The following is a 15,518-nucleotide window of genomic DNA, read 5'->3' on the forward strand; positions in this document are numbered from 1 at the left end:
CCGCTCAGGACGGCCCGATCATAAAGCAGGTCACATTGCGTGCTTGCAAACGGCGGCAGGCAAGGTCCGCGCTGTCGCGTGTCATGCCCATGAAATTGGCGTCAAATCCAGTGGGCCGCCGCACGACTTTGCGCAACGAACCGTCAAGCGTCGACATTTCCGCCAAGGCGGTCTGCAACAACACTTTTTCCGCCTTGTAGCGGCTGGTGTATCGCCCGATGTTTACACCCCAGTGCCGCCCGCCAGAGGTCGAGACGCGGGTAACCACCTCAGGCTCCACGCTGGCAAGCACGACGTTCTTGGGCCGCGCATTGGGCCGTTTGACCGGTGGCACAATGGTGCCGGACGGCTGCGCCGTTGCGACCACATTGACCGTTTCAGTTGTTTGCGCCGCTTCGAGTGCTGTTTGGATGTCATCGGGCAGAACGCTCGATTCCACAGTCGCCGTGGCGACCAGAACGGGCGCATCTGATCCGGGCCGCATCTTGGGGCGCGCGGATGTTTTGACTGCCCCGCTCAGGCGGATGATCTTGCCTGCGGCGCGTGGCCCGGTTTTGCTGCCTGCGACTACGACAGGTTCATCCCCGGGCACATAGGCCGGTTTGTTGGGGCGACGCAGCGGCGCGCGGCTGGGTGCGCGGCGGAACCCAAGGTCAAGCAGTTCAGCGATCTTGGCGTTGCGTGCCGGCGTCGATGTTCCGCCAAAAACAGTTGCGATGATGCGCTCTTGCCCACGCTCGGCGGAGGACACAAGGTTGAACCCGGCTGCGCGGGTGTACCCTGTCTTGATCCCGTCGGCACCCCTGTAGGCGCCGAGAAAACGGCGGTTCGTGTTGGACACCTGGCGCATACCTGCGTCAGTCGAGATGCGCGAGAACAGGTTATAATACTGCGGATAGTCGTAGATCATGTGCCGCCCCATGGTCGACATGTCCCGCGCGGTCGACAGATGCCCGCTTTCAGTCAGACCATGCGCGTTCTTGAACGTGGTCCGTGTCATACCCAGCGACGCAGCCGTCCGGTTCATACGGCGGGCAAAGGCGGCCTCGGAGCCCGAGATCGCTTCGCCGATGGCGGTGGCGGCATCGTTGGCCGATTTCACCGCGGCGGCGCGCACCAGAAAGCGCAGTTTGATCTTTTGGCCCTTACGCAGGCCAAGTTTGGAGGGGTTCGGCGGCGGCATTGCCTGAAATGGTCACGACCGTGTCCATGCTGATCTCGCCACGCTCGACCGCTTGGAACGCGATATAAAGCGTCATCATCTTTGTCAGCGAGGCAGGGTGCAGGCGCGTGTCGGCATTGCGCGAATGCAGAACCTCGCCGGTGCGCGCGTCCATGACGAACGCGGCATACGGAGCGGCAATGGCTGACAGTGGCACAGTTGCCAACATCCAGACTGCCAAGAATACAAAAAGCCCTAAACGGGCCGGCGCTGTGTGCCGAACCTTCACGATGAACCTGCCTATGTCTGCCTCATGGCCGCCGATTATTCGACTGACCTTTTTGTTATTGGCGACACGCTAGCACGGTTCCGATTTTCGATAAAGTGTTGATGCTGTTAACCATTTGATTTTTCTGCATTGCAACAATCGCACATGTTGGGAGGCCGCGGGTTCGCCCCCCTAGATCGGCGATTGTGGCGGGAATGTGGCGTCAGCGCACCGCGTTCAGGAAGTCGGGCAAGGCACCGAGGTCGGGCAGTTCGGCATAGCGGGGGTGGCTTTGCGGTGCCTCTGCTGCTTCGAAATCCCATGCCAGATCGTGGGGGACAAAGACGCCGAATCCGCCTGCCTCAATCATCGGGCGCACGTCGGATTTCATCGAATTCCCGATCATCATACCTGTGCTGGCACCTCCAAACGCGTCAAAAATGCGCGTGTAAACATGCGGTTGCTTGTCCGATACGATCTCCACCCCGTCGAACATGTCGCCCAGACCGGATTGCGCCAGCTTGCGTTCCTGGTGCAGCAGGTCGCCCTTGGTAATCAGCAGGACCGGCCCAAAGGATTTCGCGGCCCTAACTGCGTCGGCGGCATGGGGCAGCAAATCGATGGGATGTTGCAGCATGTCCTGCCCCGCCGCGATCAGATCGGCGATGACGTGCCCCGGCACACGCTGGTCGGTAACCTCAAGCGCGGTTTCGATCATGGACAGCACGAACCCCTTGATGCCAAACCCATAATGCCCAAGGTTGCGCCGCTCGGCAGCCATCAGCACGGCGTCCAGATCAGAGGCGTCCGTGTGGGGTGCGAGCAGTTCGGCAAACCGCTCTTGCGTCAGTTTGAAAAACCGTTCGTTGTGCCAGAGGGTGTCGTCTGCATCAAAGCCAATGCACCGGATTGTGTCAGACATATCCAAAGGCCCTCTTTTCTAACGCCCATTCTGCGTTATATAGACGACCCACAACACCACCACAGGATTCTAGGTTTGATGAGGACGCAGATGCATCCCAACGTGCATATGATGGCAGGTCCACAAGACGATGACAGCGATACCGTTGTCATCACTGACGTCAAACCCAAGACGAAGCGGCCACCTTTGTACAAGGTGCTGCTGCTGAATGACGACTATACCCCGATGGAATTCGTGGTCCATGTTCTCGAACGCTTCTTTGGTCTCAACCACGCGCAGGCGTTCGAGATCATGCTGACGGTCCACAAGAAGGGCCTCGCGGTTGTCGGTGTGTTCAGCCACGAGATTGCCGAGACCAAGGTGGCCCAGGTCATGGACTATGCCCGCCGCCATCAGCACCCCCTGCAATGCACAATGGAAAAAGAAGAGTAAGTGATCGCTGATCGCCTGCCTCTTGCGCTCGAAGCGGTCACGCTGCCGGGCGACGGTCTGATTGCCGTGCTCCATCCGCGCGAGGGGGCCGACCTGTCGGCGTTGCCAAAGCATCGTGTCCTGGTCGTTTCGCCCATGGCGACGGTGTGTGCCGGGTTTGCTGCCCAAGGGTATCAGGTGCTTCCGGAACTGCCCAAGGATACGCGATTTGCCGCCTCGGTCGTTTGTCTGACGCGTGCGCGGGCCGAAGCGCAGGCGTTGCTTGCCGCCGCAATGGCGCGCACCGATGGCCCCGTGATCGTAGACGGGCAAAAGACGGATGGTGCGGATTCGATGCTCAAGGCTTTGCGGGCCCGTGTCGATGTCAGCGCGCCGATTTCCAAAGCCCATGGCAAGATTTACTGGGCGGAGGGCGGGGCGGATTTCGCAGACTGGGCCGGGGGGCCTGAACTGCAGCCCGGCGGGTTCTGGACTGCGCCGGGTGTGTTTTCCGCAGACGGAGTCGATCCGGCATCCGAATTGCTGGTGCAGGCCTTGCCCGAGGTGATGGTGGGCACTGTTGCCGATCTGGGGGCCGGGTGGGGATACCTGTCGGCTTACATCCTGACCCGCGACGTCAAAGCGGTGCATCTGGTTGAGGCGCACGATATGGCCCTGCAATGCGCGCGGCACAACGTGACCGACACGCGGGCGCAGTTTCACTGGGCCGATGCGACGACGTGGACACCACCAGAGCAAATTGATGCAGTGGTGATGAACCCGCCGTTTCATGCAGGCCGCACCGCCGATCCGTCACTTGGCCGCGCCTTCATCGCGGCGGCGGCGCGGGTACTGAAACCGCATGGCGCGCTGTGGATGGTGGCCAATCGCCACCTGCCTTACGAAGACGCGCTGGAACAAGCCTTTACCAAAGTAGTTGATCTGGACGGCGATGCGCGGTTCAAACTGGTGCGGGCCGAACGACCCAAGCGCAAACGGGGATAACAATGTCATTTTCCATCAGCGGCAAGACCGCCATTGTGACCGGAGCCGCCAATGGCATCGGACTGGCCATCGCGCGGCAATTTGCGGATCGCGGGGCCAACGTGATGTGCGCGGACATGGATGAAAAGCGGCTGGCCGAAGAGTTGGGCGATATGCCGGACGATGCCAACATCCGCTATTTTGCCGGTGATCTGCGCCAACGCCTGACCATCGCCAATCTGATTTCGGCAACCATAGATGCCTTTGATCAGATCGACATCCTCGTCAACGCCTCGCGGCAAGTGATGGAAACCGACGCGCTTGACCCTGATGACAAGTCGGTCGACGACCTCTTTCAGCAGAACGTCATGACTGCGCTGCGTCTGACGCAGCAGGTCGCGCGCCGGATGATCAAGCAGAACGAGGGGAGCGAAAGTGAGGGCAGCAAAGGGTCCATCATCAACCTCAGCTCGATTGCCGCACATCAGACACGGCCTGAATTGTTGGGGTATTCCATCGCTTCAGCAGGTCTTGAACAGATGACCAAGTCGATGGCGCTGGCACTTGCGCCCTCCGGCATTCGCGTGAATGCAGTCGCGTTCGGGTCCGTGATGTCGGCGTCGCTCAAGTCTTCGATTGGCAACCACCCGGATTGGCGCGACGAGATCGAGTTGCACACGCCGCTGCACCGGATCGCAAGTCCCAATGAGTTGGTGGATGCGGTGCAGTTCTTTGCCTCGGACGGGTCGGGTTTCGTGACCGGCGACGTGATGACGGTGGATGGCGGGCGCAGTCTCTTGGATGCGGTCGAGGCACCCGCACACTAGGTGCTTTTGCCCTTGGCCACCGGGTCGGGCTTGGGCTAGAAAACTGTCAACCTGACAGGACAGTGCCCATGACAGAACAGTTCGACACCCAGAAAACCCGCGCCTCTGCATGGTTTCGCCAATTGCGTGACGATATCGTCGCCGCGTTCGAAGGGCTGGAAGCCAGCCATGAGGTCGGCCCACTCGCCGACGCGCAACCGGGCGCGTTTGAGGTGAGTGAGACCAAGCGGACCTCGGATGATGGGTCGGATGCAGGCGGAGGCCTGATGAGCGTGATGCGCGGCGGCCGGGTCTTTGAAAAGGTCGGCGTCAATATCTCGACCGTTTATGGCACTCTTGGCGAACGCGCGCAGATGGCCATGGCCGCGCGCAAGGGCATTCCCGGGATGAAGGATGACCCGCGGTTCTGGGCGTCTGGCATCAGCCTTGTGGCACATATGCAGAACCCGCACGCTCCGGCGGTGCACATGAACACCCGCATGTTCTGGACGCCCCATGCGTGGTGGTTTGGCGGTGGATCAGACCTCAACCCATGCATCGAATATGCCGAGGACACCGCCCATTTCCACGACCAGCAGCGCGTCCACCTCGACCCGCATGGGGCGGATCTGTACCCAAAGCTCAAGGCTTGGGCGGATGAGTATTTCTATGTCCCGCACCGGGGCCGCGCGCGCGGTGTCGGCGGCATCTTTATGGATGATCATTGCACCGGGGATTGGGAGGCGGATTTTGCACTGACGCAGGACATTGGCCGCGCGTTCCTGCCCGCCTACCTGCCGCTCGTCGAAAAGCGCCGGATGCAGGATTGGGACGACACGGACAAGGATGCGCAACTGGTCCATCGCGGACTTTATGCGGAATACAATCTTGTCTACGACCGGGGCACCAAGTTCGGCCTGGAAACCGGACATGATGCCAACGCCGTGCTGATGAGCCTGCCGCCGCTTGCCAAATGGGTGTGACCTATCAGGCTGCCGCGGCCCGGCACAGGCAACTGGCGCGGATCGGGATGTCGGCACGGGCAATCGCCTGATCCAGCTGCGCCTTGATATGGGCGCGCTCCACCGTTTCACCGCGGCGTTGCAGGCATTCGTGCAGCCCGTGCAGGGCCCAGACGTTGCGCGGGTGCTGGCTGGGCCTTGGCAGTTTGCCATCCAGTCCCAGATCGGCGCGATAGACGGCCTCCGCCTCTGCGTAATCTCCGGCCTCCATCAACAGTGCCCCCAGCGCATGGCGGGTGGGTTGGGGCCATGACCACGGTTCTTCATACAAAAGACCGTCATCGCATTTCACGGCGGCGCGCAGATGATCCAGCCCCTCGGCAGTGCGCCCGGCCTTGAAGGCGATCTCGCCTCGCATCATCCGCTCGGCCACCGCCAGAACATCGCGCGCCGCGTTCTGGAACAGGTACCGGTCTTCGGGGACAGCAGCATATGCGGCATCAAACGCAGCACCTGCCGCTTCGGCTTCGTCGTGCCGCCCCAGATTGGCCAGGGCGACAGCGCGCGCATACAGGATCAGCGCGTTCGTCGTGGTATAAAGCGCCTTGTCCTCGGGCAGTTCCAGCTCAAGGATGTCTGACCACATGCCAAAGCGTATATAGACGTGCGGCAGGGCGGCTACGAAGGTCTCGAAAAGGTCGGGATAGACGCGGACGACCTCGTCCGGCACTTCATCCCGCAGGCGTTGGGCTGCATCAATCGCTGCACCCCGCTGGCCCAGAAACATCGCGCCATAAAGGGCGAAGTGGAGGTTGTGGATGCGATAGAGCGCATAGAAATTCGCAGCGCCCGCATGGGATTTGAACCTGTCGTCAACCTTTGCGGCGGCCAGATTGCGCGACAATACGTTTTCATAATCGCCACAGAGAACATCAATGTGGGTCCCCATGTGAACGAGGTGCCCTGCATCCGGCACCAATCCGGTCAGGCGATCCCCATGGCGCAGTGCCAATTCGGGATGTGGCGACATTTCCATCAGGTGAATGTACATGTGCAACAGCCCCGGATGGTCCCATGCCTGCGGGCTCTCAAAAGCGCGTTCAAGGACGGCCTGGGCCTCAAGTGTTGATGCTTCGGGGTTGGGTATCCCTTTCCAGAAATCCCACAAACGCCACGGCGTGCGGTTCATCAGCGCTTCGGCATAGACAAATGTGACATCAAGGTCGTCGGGATAGGCATCGTAGACCGGCTTCATCGCGGCCGCGAAACTGTCGTTGAACGGTTGATAGTCTTCGATGGCAGGGTCGGTGGGATAGCGCGAGGCGAGCACCTGCAGCAGGGCGCGCTCTGTCTCACTGGCGCTGTCCAAGGCCAGTCCGGCGCTCAGTGCGGCATGGGCGCGGGCCAGTGCGGGTGCCTTTTCTTCGGGGGAAAACACCTCCCACGGTTTGTTGTAATTCGGGCCGATGGCATAGGCGATGCCCCAATGGGCCAGCGCGCAAGCGGGGTCAGTGGCAAGGGCGTGATCAAAGCAGACAATCGCCTCTTCATGGTTGTAGGCGAACAGCCAAACCAGCCCACGGTCGAACCATATCTGTGCATCTGGAACTGTGCTGGCGGGGCGCGAATACGTGCCAAGATCGAAATAAGCAGTCACTGAAAACCTCCCTTGGAAAATGAAAAGCCTGATCAGGCTACACGCTGATGCGCGATACTAAACGCCCTTTTGTTCAGCGCCAGCCCGCCTCGGCCAGCGCGGCGCGATAACTCGATGCGACATTCATCCTGTCACCCAGACCGCGCTTGACCAGCGCGTCATGCAACCGCGGCAGACGCCAGCAGGGCACATGCATGACCATATGATGTTCGAGATGATAGTTCACCCAATAGGGCGCGACGAAAGTCTTCGCGAGCGGCCCGGCATATGTGGTGCGCACGTTGCGCAGCGGGTCCTCGGACATTTCGGTTGCGCCGTGTTCAGCGATATTGCGCACCCGCAGGACGAACTGAAACCATGTGAGGTAGGGCACGATCCAGAAGGCGATACCCCACCACCAGTCTCCGATAAGGCTGATCACCAGCGCGATCCCGAAAAAGACCGGAAACGCCGTATAGATCGTATTGGATTTGAAGGCCTGAGCCGCATCGCTCTTGGCAGCCTCAATCGCGTCGTCATCGCCTGCGAGGCGGATGAACATCATGATCTGGCTGCGCAGCTGTTTGATCCCGGTCTGCCCGGTCAGGTCGCGGATAAATTTGCGTTTCAAGGACGCGCGCATGGTGGGAAAGTTCTGGCTGAGCACCAGATCGGGGTCGTTGTCTGTTTGCGTGAAACGGTGGTGGGTGAGGTGGTAGTGCCGATAGGCCGCAAGGTCCGCCATGATCGGCCAGCCACACAGCCACGTGCCGACAAATTCATTCAATGCGCGTGTTTTGAACAGCGCGTTATGGGCCGCCTCATGCATGAGGATGGCAAGACCAAGCTGGCGCGAACCGATAAGCAGGACGGCGAGCAACGCGGTCAACGGGTTCGGCCAGATGGCAAAGAGTGCAATCGCACCCCCGATCACGCCCCAGCAATGCAGTATCAGCAGCGCGCCAGCAACGTCGGACCGCGCCGCCAAGGGTCTGATGTCGCTTGGATCAAGATATGCTTTGCCCGGAGTCATCGCTCGCTCCTCCACTCTCATCGTGGAAGCTGGGGGTGCGGTGCGTCAAGGGCAACGCTGCGTCCAAGGCGATGACCTGATGCCCCGACACATTTCGCGCAACATGCAAGCTGCATCAGTGCCAGTCGAAAAACCCCGCGCCCGCGCGTTTCAGCAACGTGTTCGCAAGTGCTGTGCCCATGTCTGGTCCATCCGTGATGGCGCCGGACAGTGTGTCAGACAGCGCCTCCGACCCATCGGGGCGCAGGACTTCACCTGTCAACGTCAGAGTTGTCCCGTCCAATGTCGCGAGCCCGGCAATTGGGGTTTCACACGAACCATCCAGCGTCAGAAGAAACTGGCGTTCGCAGGCTAGGCGCTGCCCGGTCTCACCATCGTGGATCGCGGCAAGCATCTCGGCGGTGTTGTTGTCGTCCGTACGGCGTTCGATGCCGATGGCCCCTTGGGCAATTGCGGGCAGCATGTCGGTGGTGGCCACGGGTGTTGCAGGCACATCTTTCATCTCAAGCCGGTTGAGGCCCGCACAGGCAAGAAAGGTGCAGGACGCAACGCCCTCGGTCAGCTTTTTCAACCGGGTCTGCACGTTGCCGCGAAACTCGACCACGTTGAGGTCGGGGCGTTTGTTCAGCAACTGGGCACGGCGACGCAAGGACGACGTGCCGACGATTGCGCCTTGGGGCAGTTCGGTCAGGTGCGACAGGTTTGGCGAGACAAACGCATCGCGCACGTCCTCGCGCGGCAGGTAAGTGTCGAGGATCAGACCATCCGGCTGCACAGTTGGCATGTCCTTCATCGAATGCACCGCGATGTCGATTTTTCCGGACAACAGGTCTTCTTCGATTTCGCGGGTGAACAGGCCCTTGTTCCCGATTTCCTTGAGCGGGCGATCAGCCGCAATCATCGACCGATCATCGCCGGTGACCTTGATCACGATGATCTCGAACGCGTCCAACGGTAGGTCAAATGCGGCCGCGAGACGCGCGCGGGTTTCGTGGGCCTGGGCCATCGCCAGAGGTGAGCCGCGCGTGCCGATCTTCAGCGGCGCGGTTGTGTTGGGAAGTCGCACTGTCATGGGTTTATCTTTTAGGTGTGTCAACTTATCCTGACAACTGGAAACGACGGGACAAAGGCTGGCGGCGATGAAAGATGCGGTTCAATCCAAGACGATACTGAGGGCCCTTGCCGGAGAGGCCTTGCCGACTCCGCCCATCTGGATGATGCGCCAGGCGGGTCGCTATCTGCCCGAATACAAGGCCACGCGGGCGCAGGCCGGGGATTTCCTGTCGCTGTGTTATAATCCCGAACTGGCCGCCGAAGTCACGTTGCAGCCCATTCGCCGCTACGGGTTTGATGCCGCGATTCTGTTTGCTGACATTTTGTTGGTACCGCAGGCGCTGGGCGCCGATCTTTGGTTTGTGACGGGCGAGGGGCCGCGCCTGTCAACCATCACGCAGCAGTCGGATTTCGACGCGCTCAAGCCTGTGGATGCCATTCATGACACGCTGAACCCAATCTATGAAACGGTGAAAATCCTGCGCCGTGAATTGCCCGAAGAAACCACGCTGATCGGCTTTGCCGGTGCGCCGTGGACGGTTGCGACCTACATGATTGCGGGTCAGGGTACACCGGATCAGGGGCCTGCCCATGCGCTGCGCGAAGGCAATGTGGAGCTGTTTGAGGCGCTGCTGGCGCGGATCACGGCGGCCACGATTGAGTACCTGTCGGCCCAGATCGAGGCGGGGGCCGAGGTGGTCAAGATATTTGACAGCTGGGCCGGGTCGCTGAAAGGCGATGCCTTCGAGAAATATGCCGTGGTGCCCTGCGCCGAGATCACGGCGGCGATCAAGGCCCGCCATCCGGGCATTCCAATCATCGGTTTCCCGCGCGAGGCGGGGGATGGGTATATCGGGTTCCACGCCAAGACGGGCGTGGATTGCGTGGCGCTCGACAATTCCGTGTCTGCGGATTGGGCAGCCAAACATGTGCAGGTCGACGGCTGTGTGCAGGGCAATCTTGCCTCGTCCCATATGGTGACGGGCGGGCAGGCCTTGGTGGACGAGACGCGCGCCATCGTGAAAGCGCTGTCGGGCGGGCCGCATATCTTCAACCTCGGTCATGGGATCACGCCGGATGCGGACCCGGAAAACGTTACGCTGATGATCGAGACGGTGCGCGGGGGCTGAAGCCGGATTTCGGCCTTGACGAGTCGCGGGGGCTGACATAGGTCACGCCTCCATGGCGCGGTAGCTCAGTTGGTTAGAGCGATCGACTCATAATCGATAGGTCGGGAGTTCAAGTCTCCCCCACGCCACCATCGCACCCCCTTTGGTTCCGGTTGACAGGTCCCGGTGAGCGGAGGGCCCGACGGACGCGCGTCCGCTTTCGCGTCCACTCTGCGTCGGGAGGTCAAGTCTCCCCCATGCCACCATTTCCTTTTCATCACCATTGAAACAGTGTCCCACGCTGGGACGCGTCTTGGGCTACGTCTTTTCAAGGGGTTACAGAGGCGGATTTACCTTTTGTTCATTTCTGCGCTGCTGCAAGCTGGCACTTCTGCAGCGCGGCCAGAGCCGCTTTGGCATCCGTTTCGGGCACAAACACATGGTCGTGGTGATAGGCGGCCACCACGTTGCAGGAGATGCCCGCATCCGTCAGGGCCTGCGCCACGGCAGCCGTCAGGCCGATCCCTTCGAGGTCGGAAAACACGCTCAATGTGATCAGGCGCATTGCGCGCGCGCTGTCATGGCCCTGCGCGGCTGCCACGCAGGCGGGAAGGATCAGTGTCACCCCCTCGACCTCGCGGATCATGGCAAAGGCATCGTCCATGAGCGTGGCGACGCGCTCAGGATCAGGTTCGAAACAATAGACCCATGACCCTTGCGTCAGTTGAGGTGTCATGGCCGCAATCATGGCAGTGGTGTCTTTGACTGTCATGACCGCATCAGACGCAGCACGCACGGGCCATGTCAAACGCGCAGCACCTCCTGCGCAATTGCGCCTGACTTTGATGTCAGCAAATGCATGTTTTCAGAACGCTGAAGGTGCGGGGCGGTGATTGACCCGGACGGTCTGTTCTTCATTCTTGCCGAGAACACCCAAATTCCCGAGGTAAGCCGATGAAAACCCAGACACGTGCCGTTGTGATCGGCGGCGGCATTGCCGGTTGTTCGACCCTGTATCACCTGACCCAAGAAGGGTGGAGCGATGTTGTGCTGGTTGAACGGGACGAGTTGACCAGCGGCACCACATGGCATTCCGCCGCGCAGGTGACGAATTTTGGTATGACGCAGACGATGGTGGGCCTCAAAAGCCACTCGATCAAACTGTACCAAGAGCTGCGCGACGATCCCGATTACCCCGTGCAGTACAATCACGGGGATGGCGGCATTCGGTTGGCAAATACAGAAGCGCAGATGGATGGCTATCGCCATTTTGCGTCGATGGCGCGCGGCATGGGGGTGGAGTTCGAGGTGATCGACGCCGACGAGTGCGCGCGCCGCCATCCGCTGATTTCGACCGAGAACCTGTTGGGGGGCTTTGGGATGGCAATGATGGGGACATTGACCCCGCATCCTTGTGTCAGGCGCTGGCGCGCCGTGCCCGCAAGGCCGGGGCGGAGGTGTACCGTCAGACAAACGTGACCGGGCTGACCCAGCACAAGGATGACAGCTGGACCGTGCATACCAGCAAGGGCGACATTGCCTGTGAGGTGGTCATCAACGCCTGTGGTTACCGCGTGAATGAAGTTGGCGCGATGATGGGGGTGCATCACCCCGTGGCGTCCATGGAGCATCAGTACTTCGTCACCGACGAGATCCCCGACATTGTCGCCGCAGGCCACCGCATGCCGCTGCTGCGTTGTCCGATCAGCGACTATTATTGTCGGCAGGAAAAGAACGGGCTGCTGCTGGGCTTTTATGAACAGGACTGCAGGACGTGGGGGATGGACGGGATCAGCCCGGACTTTTCCAATGATCTGTGCCCCGATGATCTGGACCGGATCACGGATGTGCTGGAAGGCGCGTTTGAGCGGATGCCTGCATTGATGGAAGTGGGCATCAAGAACGTGGTGAACGGGCCGATCACCTACACGATTGATGGTGCGCCGCTGGTTGGCCCGATCCCGGGCAAACGCAATGCGTTTTGCATCATCGGATTGCGCGCTGGGCTGGGCGAGGGGGGTGGCCATGGCTGGCTGTTGGCGCAGCAGATCGTGCATGGCGAGGCGTGTTTTGACACGTGGGTGATCGACCCGCGGCGGTTCACGGGACATGGCAACGTCGAGTTGACGGCGCTGAAGGCCATTGAGGATTATCAGAACGAGTTTCGCTTTCATTTCCCGCATGAACATCGCCCCGCCGGTCGCCCGATCAAGACGACTCCGCTGACCCCGGTACTGGCGGCAGAGGGGGCCGAGTTCACGGTTGTGAACGGGTGGGAACGGGCGGAGTATTTCAAGCCCTCGCCCGATTTCGAGGTCACCCATGGGTTTCATTTCGATGAAGCGTTTGAGGTGGTGGCCGGTGAGGTGGCCGCCGTGCAGACGGGTGTGGGTCTGGCTGAGGTCAACGGATTCAACCGGATCGAAGTGGCGGGGCCGGATGCCCATGCGTTTCTTGATCACATGATCTGTGGGCGGGTGAGCCAGAAACCCGGCAAGGTCGGCCTTGGCTATCTGCTGAACGATCACGGCTGCATCAAAGCCGAAGCGACGGTGGCGAACATCCCCGGCGGGCCGGTCTGGTTCGGGTCAGCGGCGGCGGCGGAATGGCATGACCTGGACTGGTTGACTGCCCACGCGGACGGGTTTGACGTGACGCTGCGGTCGCTCACCAATGATCACACGATCCTTGTTCTGGCAGGCCCCAAGGCGCGCGATGTGCTGGCCGCGTGCAGCCGGGGTGATTGGTCAAGGGAGGCGTTTCCATGGCTGTCGGTGCGCCGTGCGTTCATCGGGATTGCACCGGCGGTGGTGATGTCGGTCAGTTTTTCGGGCGAGTTGGCCTATGAAATCCATGTGCCCAACGCACAGCTTTATGCCGCATACCTCGCGTTGCGCAGCGCCGGTGAGGCCCATGGCCTGCGCCTGTTCGGCGCGCGGGCGGTGGAATCGATGCGGATGGAAAAAGGGTATCTGCATTGGAAAGCGGATCTGATCACCGAATTCGATCCGTTCGAGACGGGGCTGGACCGGTTTGTGAAGATGGACAAGGATTTTGTCGGCAAGGCGGCACTGGAGGCGCGGCGCGCCAAGGGGCCTGGCGCAAAGCTGGTCAGTTTGCAGGTCCACTCCACAACCACGCCTGCCCATCCCGGGGCGTCCGTGATGCTGGGGGGCGCCGTTGTGGGCACGGTGACGTCGGGCGATTGGGGGCATCGGCTGGGCATGAACATCGCCTATGCGTTTGTGCGCCCCGATCAGGCAGAGATCGGCACCGAACTGAGCATCGACATGCTTGGCCAGTTGGTGCAAGCGCAGGTGATCGCCCCGGGCGGCTATGATCCGCAGACGACCCTGCCACGGGGATGAGGGACAAGCCGAAAGTTACAAAGGCGCGTGACAGGTCTGGCTGCGTTGCATAACAATTCCCCCGAACGAACGAGTCAGGCGCTGAATGCCCGACCGGACCTAGGGAGGAAATCATATGTCTATCACTCGCAAATCATTCCTGAACATGGTGGGGGCCGCGGCCCTTGCGATGGGTGTAGGGGGGGCCGCGCAGGCGCAGGAGGTGACGTTGTCGCTGCACCAGTTCCTGCCCGCACAGGCCAATGTGCCCAAGCTGATCCTTGATGTCTGGGCAGACAATGTCGAAGCCGCAAGCGACGGCCGCATCAAGATCGACCGCTTTCCGTCCATGCAGTTGGGTGGCCGTCCGCCAGAGTTGATGGATCAGGCCATTGACGGGGTTGCGGACATCGTCTGGACCGTGGTCGGCTATACACCCGGGCGCTATCCCAGCACTGAAGTGTTTGAGCTGCCCTTTATGATGACAGACGCACGGGCGATGTCGTCGGCCTATTGGCAGATGTTTGAAAAGCACATGAAGGACACGGAATTCAAGGACGTCCATATCCTTGGTACATGGGTGCACGGCCCCGGCATGCTGCACGTGAACAAGGAAGTGAAGACGCCTGCCGACATGGAAGGCATGAAAATCCGTGGCGGGTCGCGCACCGTGAACATTCTGCTGGAAAAGATGGGCGCAACCCCTGTGGGCATGCCTGTGCCAGCGGTGCCGGAGGGGCTGAGCAAGGGCGTGATCGACGGCACCACGATCCCGTGGGAAGTCACCGCGGCGCTGAAAGTGCCTGAGCTTGTCGGCCACCATACCGAGTTCGAGGGCAACGCCCTTTACACGCTGACCTTCGTGCTGGCGATGAACAAGGATCGCTACGAAGGCCTGCCTGCCGATCTGCAGAAGGTGATCGACGACAATTCGGGTCTTGAGTTCAGCATCTTTGCGGGCGGCACACAGGCGGATTCAGACGGACCGGCACGTGCGCTGGCGGTGGACAACGGCAACAACATCGTCACGGTTTCGGGCGCCGATCTGGATGCATGGAAAGAGGTGTCCCAGCCGATCTTTGACGAATGGGTCGCCGATATGGAAAGCAAGGGCATCGACGGTCAGGCCCTGATCGACGAAGCCCGCGCATTGATGGACGCCTATGAGGGCTGAGCCATTTGCGGGGTCACAGCACAGTGCTGTGGCCCCGTTTTCTCTCTTGAAATGAGGCGTTTATGCACCGTGTGGTGAAATGGCTGTCGCGTGCGTCGGCGGTGATCGGTGGGATCGTGCTGGTCATTCTGATCGTGCTGACGACGCTGTCGATCGTAGGGCGCGAACTGTCCAAGCTGGGCCATGCGCTGGGCGAAAGCTGGTTCGGGCAGATGCTCATCGCCAGTGGCATCGACGAGATCAACGGCAGCTATGAGTTGACCGAAGCCGGCGTTGCCTTTGCCATCTTTGCCTTTTTCCCGGTGTGCCAGTTCTACGGACAGCACGCGACGGTGGATGTGTTCACCTCGGCCCTGCCGCGCCGGTCATTGGCATGGCTGCGCGCCTTTTGGGAGGTCGTGCTGGCCGCCATCATCGTCTTTATCAGCCTGCGTCTCTACGAAGGGATGCTGCGCTATCTCGGAAACGGCGAAACCACGCTGTTTCTGCAGTTTCCCGTCTGGTGGTCCTATGCGGCGAGTGTGGGGGCTGCCGCCATCGCAAGCCTGACTGCCATTTATTGCGCATGGGCGCGGATCGCCGAGGCCGCGACCGGCCGCCCGATCCTGCCCGAAGGTTAAGCGCATGGAGTGGATCCGCGACATTGTCCAG

At 60.8% G+C, this 15,518-nt stretch carries 12 protein-coding genes, 1 tRNA gene and 2 pseudogenes; 9 read left to right on the forward strand and 6 right to left on the reverse strand.

From position 1 onward, the window contains the following. Positions 1 to 4: 4 nt before the first annotated feature. Positions 5 to 1,451, reverse strand: a pseudogene (locus ACERZ8_RS08030) (D-alanyl-D-alanine carboxypeptidase family protein). 202 nt (positions 1,452 to 1,653) lie between these two features. Beyond that, positions 1,654 to 2,352, reverse strand: coding sequence for an HAD family hydrolase (locus ACERZ8_RS08035; protein ID WP_407591720.1), 699 nt, complete (start codon positions 2,350 to 2,352; stop codon positions 1,654 to 1,656). A 90-nt stretch (positions 2,353 to 2,442) separates the two neighbouring features. Between ACERZ8_RS08035 and clpS the strand changes: the two genes are divergently transcribed. From clpS to hemF, 4 genes are all read left to right on the forward strand, one after another. After that, positions 2,443 to 2,784, forward strand: coding sequence for an ATP-dependent Clp protease adapter ClpS (gene clpS / locus ACERZ8_RS08040; RefSeq protein WP_407594212.1), 342 nt, complete (start codon positions 2,443 to 2,445; stop codon positions 2,782 to 2,784). A 3-nt stretch (positions 2,785 to 2,787) separates the two neighbouring features. Then, positions 2,788 to 3,768 carry a class I SAM-dependent methyltransferase gene (locus ACERZ8_RS08045; protein WP_407594214.1) on the forward strand — a complete coding sequence of 327 codons (981 nt, stop codon included), beginning with the start codon at positions 2,788 to 2,790 and terminating at the stop codon, positions 3,766 to 3,768. A 2-nt stretch (positions 3,769 to 3,770) separates the two neighbouring features. Next, complete coding sequence (locus ACERZ8_RS08050; protein WP_407591721.1) at positions 3,771 to 4,574, forward strand: SDR family NAD(P)-dependent oxidoreductase; 804 nt, start codon at positions 3,771 to 3,773, stop codon at positions 4,572 to 4,574. Positions 4,575 to 4,642: 68 nt separating this feature from the next. Continuing rightward, positions 4,643 to 5,536 (forward strand): oxygen-dependent coproporphyrinogen oxidase, encoded by an 894-nt coding sequence (gene hemF / locus ACERZ8_RS08055; RefSeq protein ID WP_407591722.1) that lies wholly within the window; start codon positions 4,643 to 4,645, stop codon positions 5,534 to 5,536. Between the two features lie 4 nt (positions 5,537 to 5,540). On the opposite strand, the gene ACERZ8_RS08060 is transcribed toward hemF, so the two are convergent. The 3 genes from ACERZ8_RS08060 to hemC form a co-directional block, all read right to left on the reverse strand. Further along, positions 5,541 to 7,172 carry a tetratricopeptide repeat protein gene (locus ACERZ8_RS08060; RefSeq protein ID WP_407591723.1) on the reverse strand — a complete coding sequence of 544 codons (1,632 nt, stop codon included), beginning with the start codon at positions 7,170 to 7,172 and terminating at the stop codon, positions 5,541 to 5,543. Between the two features lie 73 nt (positions 7,173 to 7,245). Then, positions 7,246 to 8,184: a fatty acid desaturase family protein gene (locus ACERZ8_RS08065; RefSeq protein WP_407591724.1), complete on the reverse strand. Its 939-nt coding sequence runs from the start codon at positions 8,182 to 8,184 to the stop codon at positions 7,246 to 7,248. A gap of 115 nt (positions 8,185 to 8,299) precedes the next feature. Then, the gene (gene hemC / locus ACERZ8_RS08070; protein ID WP_407591725.1) at positions 8,300 to 9,256 is read right to left on the reverse strand and encodes a hydroxymethylbilane synthase; all 957 of its coding nucleotides are present in this window, start codon (positions 9,254 to 9,256) and stop codon (positions 8,300 to 8,302) included. Positions 9,257 to 9,323: 67 nt separating this feature from the next. On the opposite strand from hemC, the gene hemE reads away from it, so the two are divergent. Next, positions 9,324 to 10,367, forward strand: coding sequence for a uroporphyrinogen decarboxylase (gene hemE / locus ACERZ8_RS08075; RefSeq protein ID WP_407591726.1), 1,044 nt, complete (start codon positions 9,324 to 9,326; stop codon positions 10,365 to 10,367). A 54-nt stretch (positions 10,368 to 10,421) separates the two neighbouring features. Beyond that, a tRNA-Met gene (locus tag ACERZ8_RS08080) sits at positions 10,422 to 10,498 on the forward strand. 209 nt (positions 10,499 to 10,707) lie between these two features. Here the strand turns inward: ACERZ8_RS08080 and ACERZ8_RS08085 are convergent. Then, positions 10,708 to 11,118 carry an ACT domain-containing protein gene (locus ACERZ8_RS08085; protein ID WP_407591727.1) on the reverse strand — a complete coding sequence of 137 codons (411 nt, stop codon included), beginning with the start codon at positions 11,116 to 11,118 and terminating at the stop codon, positions 10,708 to 10,710. Between the two features lie 182 nt (positions 11,119 to 11,300). Between ACERZ8_RS08085 and ACERZ8_RS08090 the strand changes: the two are divergent. The 3 genes and pseudogenes from ACERZ8_RS08090 to ACERZ8_RS08100 all read left to right on the forward strand — a co-directional run bounded on the left by ACERZ8_RS08090 (position 11,301) and on the right by ACERZ8_RS08100 (position 15,487). After that, positions 11,301 to 13,714 (forward strand): annotated as a pseudogene (locus ACERZ8_RS08090) (GcvT family protein). Between the two features lie 115 nt (positions 13,715 to 13,829). After that, positions 13,830 to 14,867 carry a TRAP transporter substrate-binding protein gene (locus tag ACERZ8_RS08095; RefSeq protein ID WP_407591728.1) on the forward strand — a complete coding sequence of 346 codons (1,038 nt, stop codon included), beginning with the start codon at positions 13,830 to 13,832 and terminating at the stop codon, positions 14,865 to 14,867. Positions 14,868 to 14,929: 62 nt separating this feature from the next. Further along, entirely contained in the window at positions 14,930 to 15,487 is a 558-nt protein-coding gene (locus ACERZ8_RS08100) for a TRAP transporter small permease (protein ID WP_407591729.1), read from the forward strand. The last annotated feature ends 31 nt before the right edge of the window (positions 15,488 to 15,518 follow it).

Origin of the sequence: Tateyamaria armeniaca (genome assembly GCF_045797845.1) — a bacterium.
GTDB classification, from domain to species: Bacteria; Pseudomonadota; Alphaproteobacteria; order Rhodobacterales; family Rhodobacteraceae; genus Tateyamaria; species Tateyamaria armeniaca.

Coding starts and splice junctions, on each gene's coding strand:
- ACERZ8_RS08035 (WP_407591720.1), bottom strand. CDS start 2,352: ATGTCTGACACAATCCGGTGCATTGGCTTTGATGCAGACGACACCCTC.
- clpS (WP_407594212.1), top strand. CDS start 2,443: ATGCATCCCAACGTGCATATGATGGCAGGTCCACAAGACGATGACAGC.
- ACERZ8_RS08050 (WP_407591721.1), top strand. CDS start 3,771: ATGTCATTTTCCATCAGCGGCAAGACCGCCATTGTGACCGGAGCCGCC.
- hemF (WP_407591722.1), top strand. CDS start 4,643: ATGACAGAACAGTTCGACACCCAGAAAACCCGCGCCTCTGCATGGTTT.
- ACERZ8_RS08065 (WP_407591724.1), bottom strand. CDS start 8,184: ATGACTCCGGGCAAAGCATATCTTGATCCAAGCGACATCAGACCCTTG.
- hemC (WP_407591725.1), bottom strand. CDS start 9,256: ATGACAGTGCGACTTCCCAACACAACCGCGCCGCTGAAGATCGGCACG.
- hemE (WP_407591726.1), top strand. CDS start 9,324: ATGAAAGATGCGGTTCAATCCAAGACGATACTGAGGGCCCTTGCCGGA.
- ACERZ8_RS08085 (WP_407591727.1), bottom strand. CDS start 11,118: ATGACAGTCAAAGACACCACTGCCATGATTGCGGCCATGACACCTCAA.
- ACERZ8_RS08095 (WP_407591728.1), top strand. CDS start 13,830: ATGTCTATCACTCGCAAATCATTCCTGAACATGGTGGGGGCCGCGGCC.
- ACERZ8_RS08100 (WP_407591729.1), top strand. CDS start 14,930: ATGCACCGTGTGGTGAAATGGCTGTCGCGTGCGTCGGCGGTGATCGGT.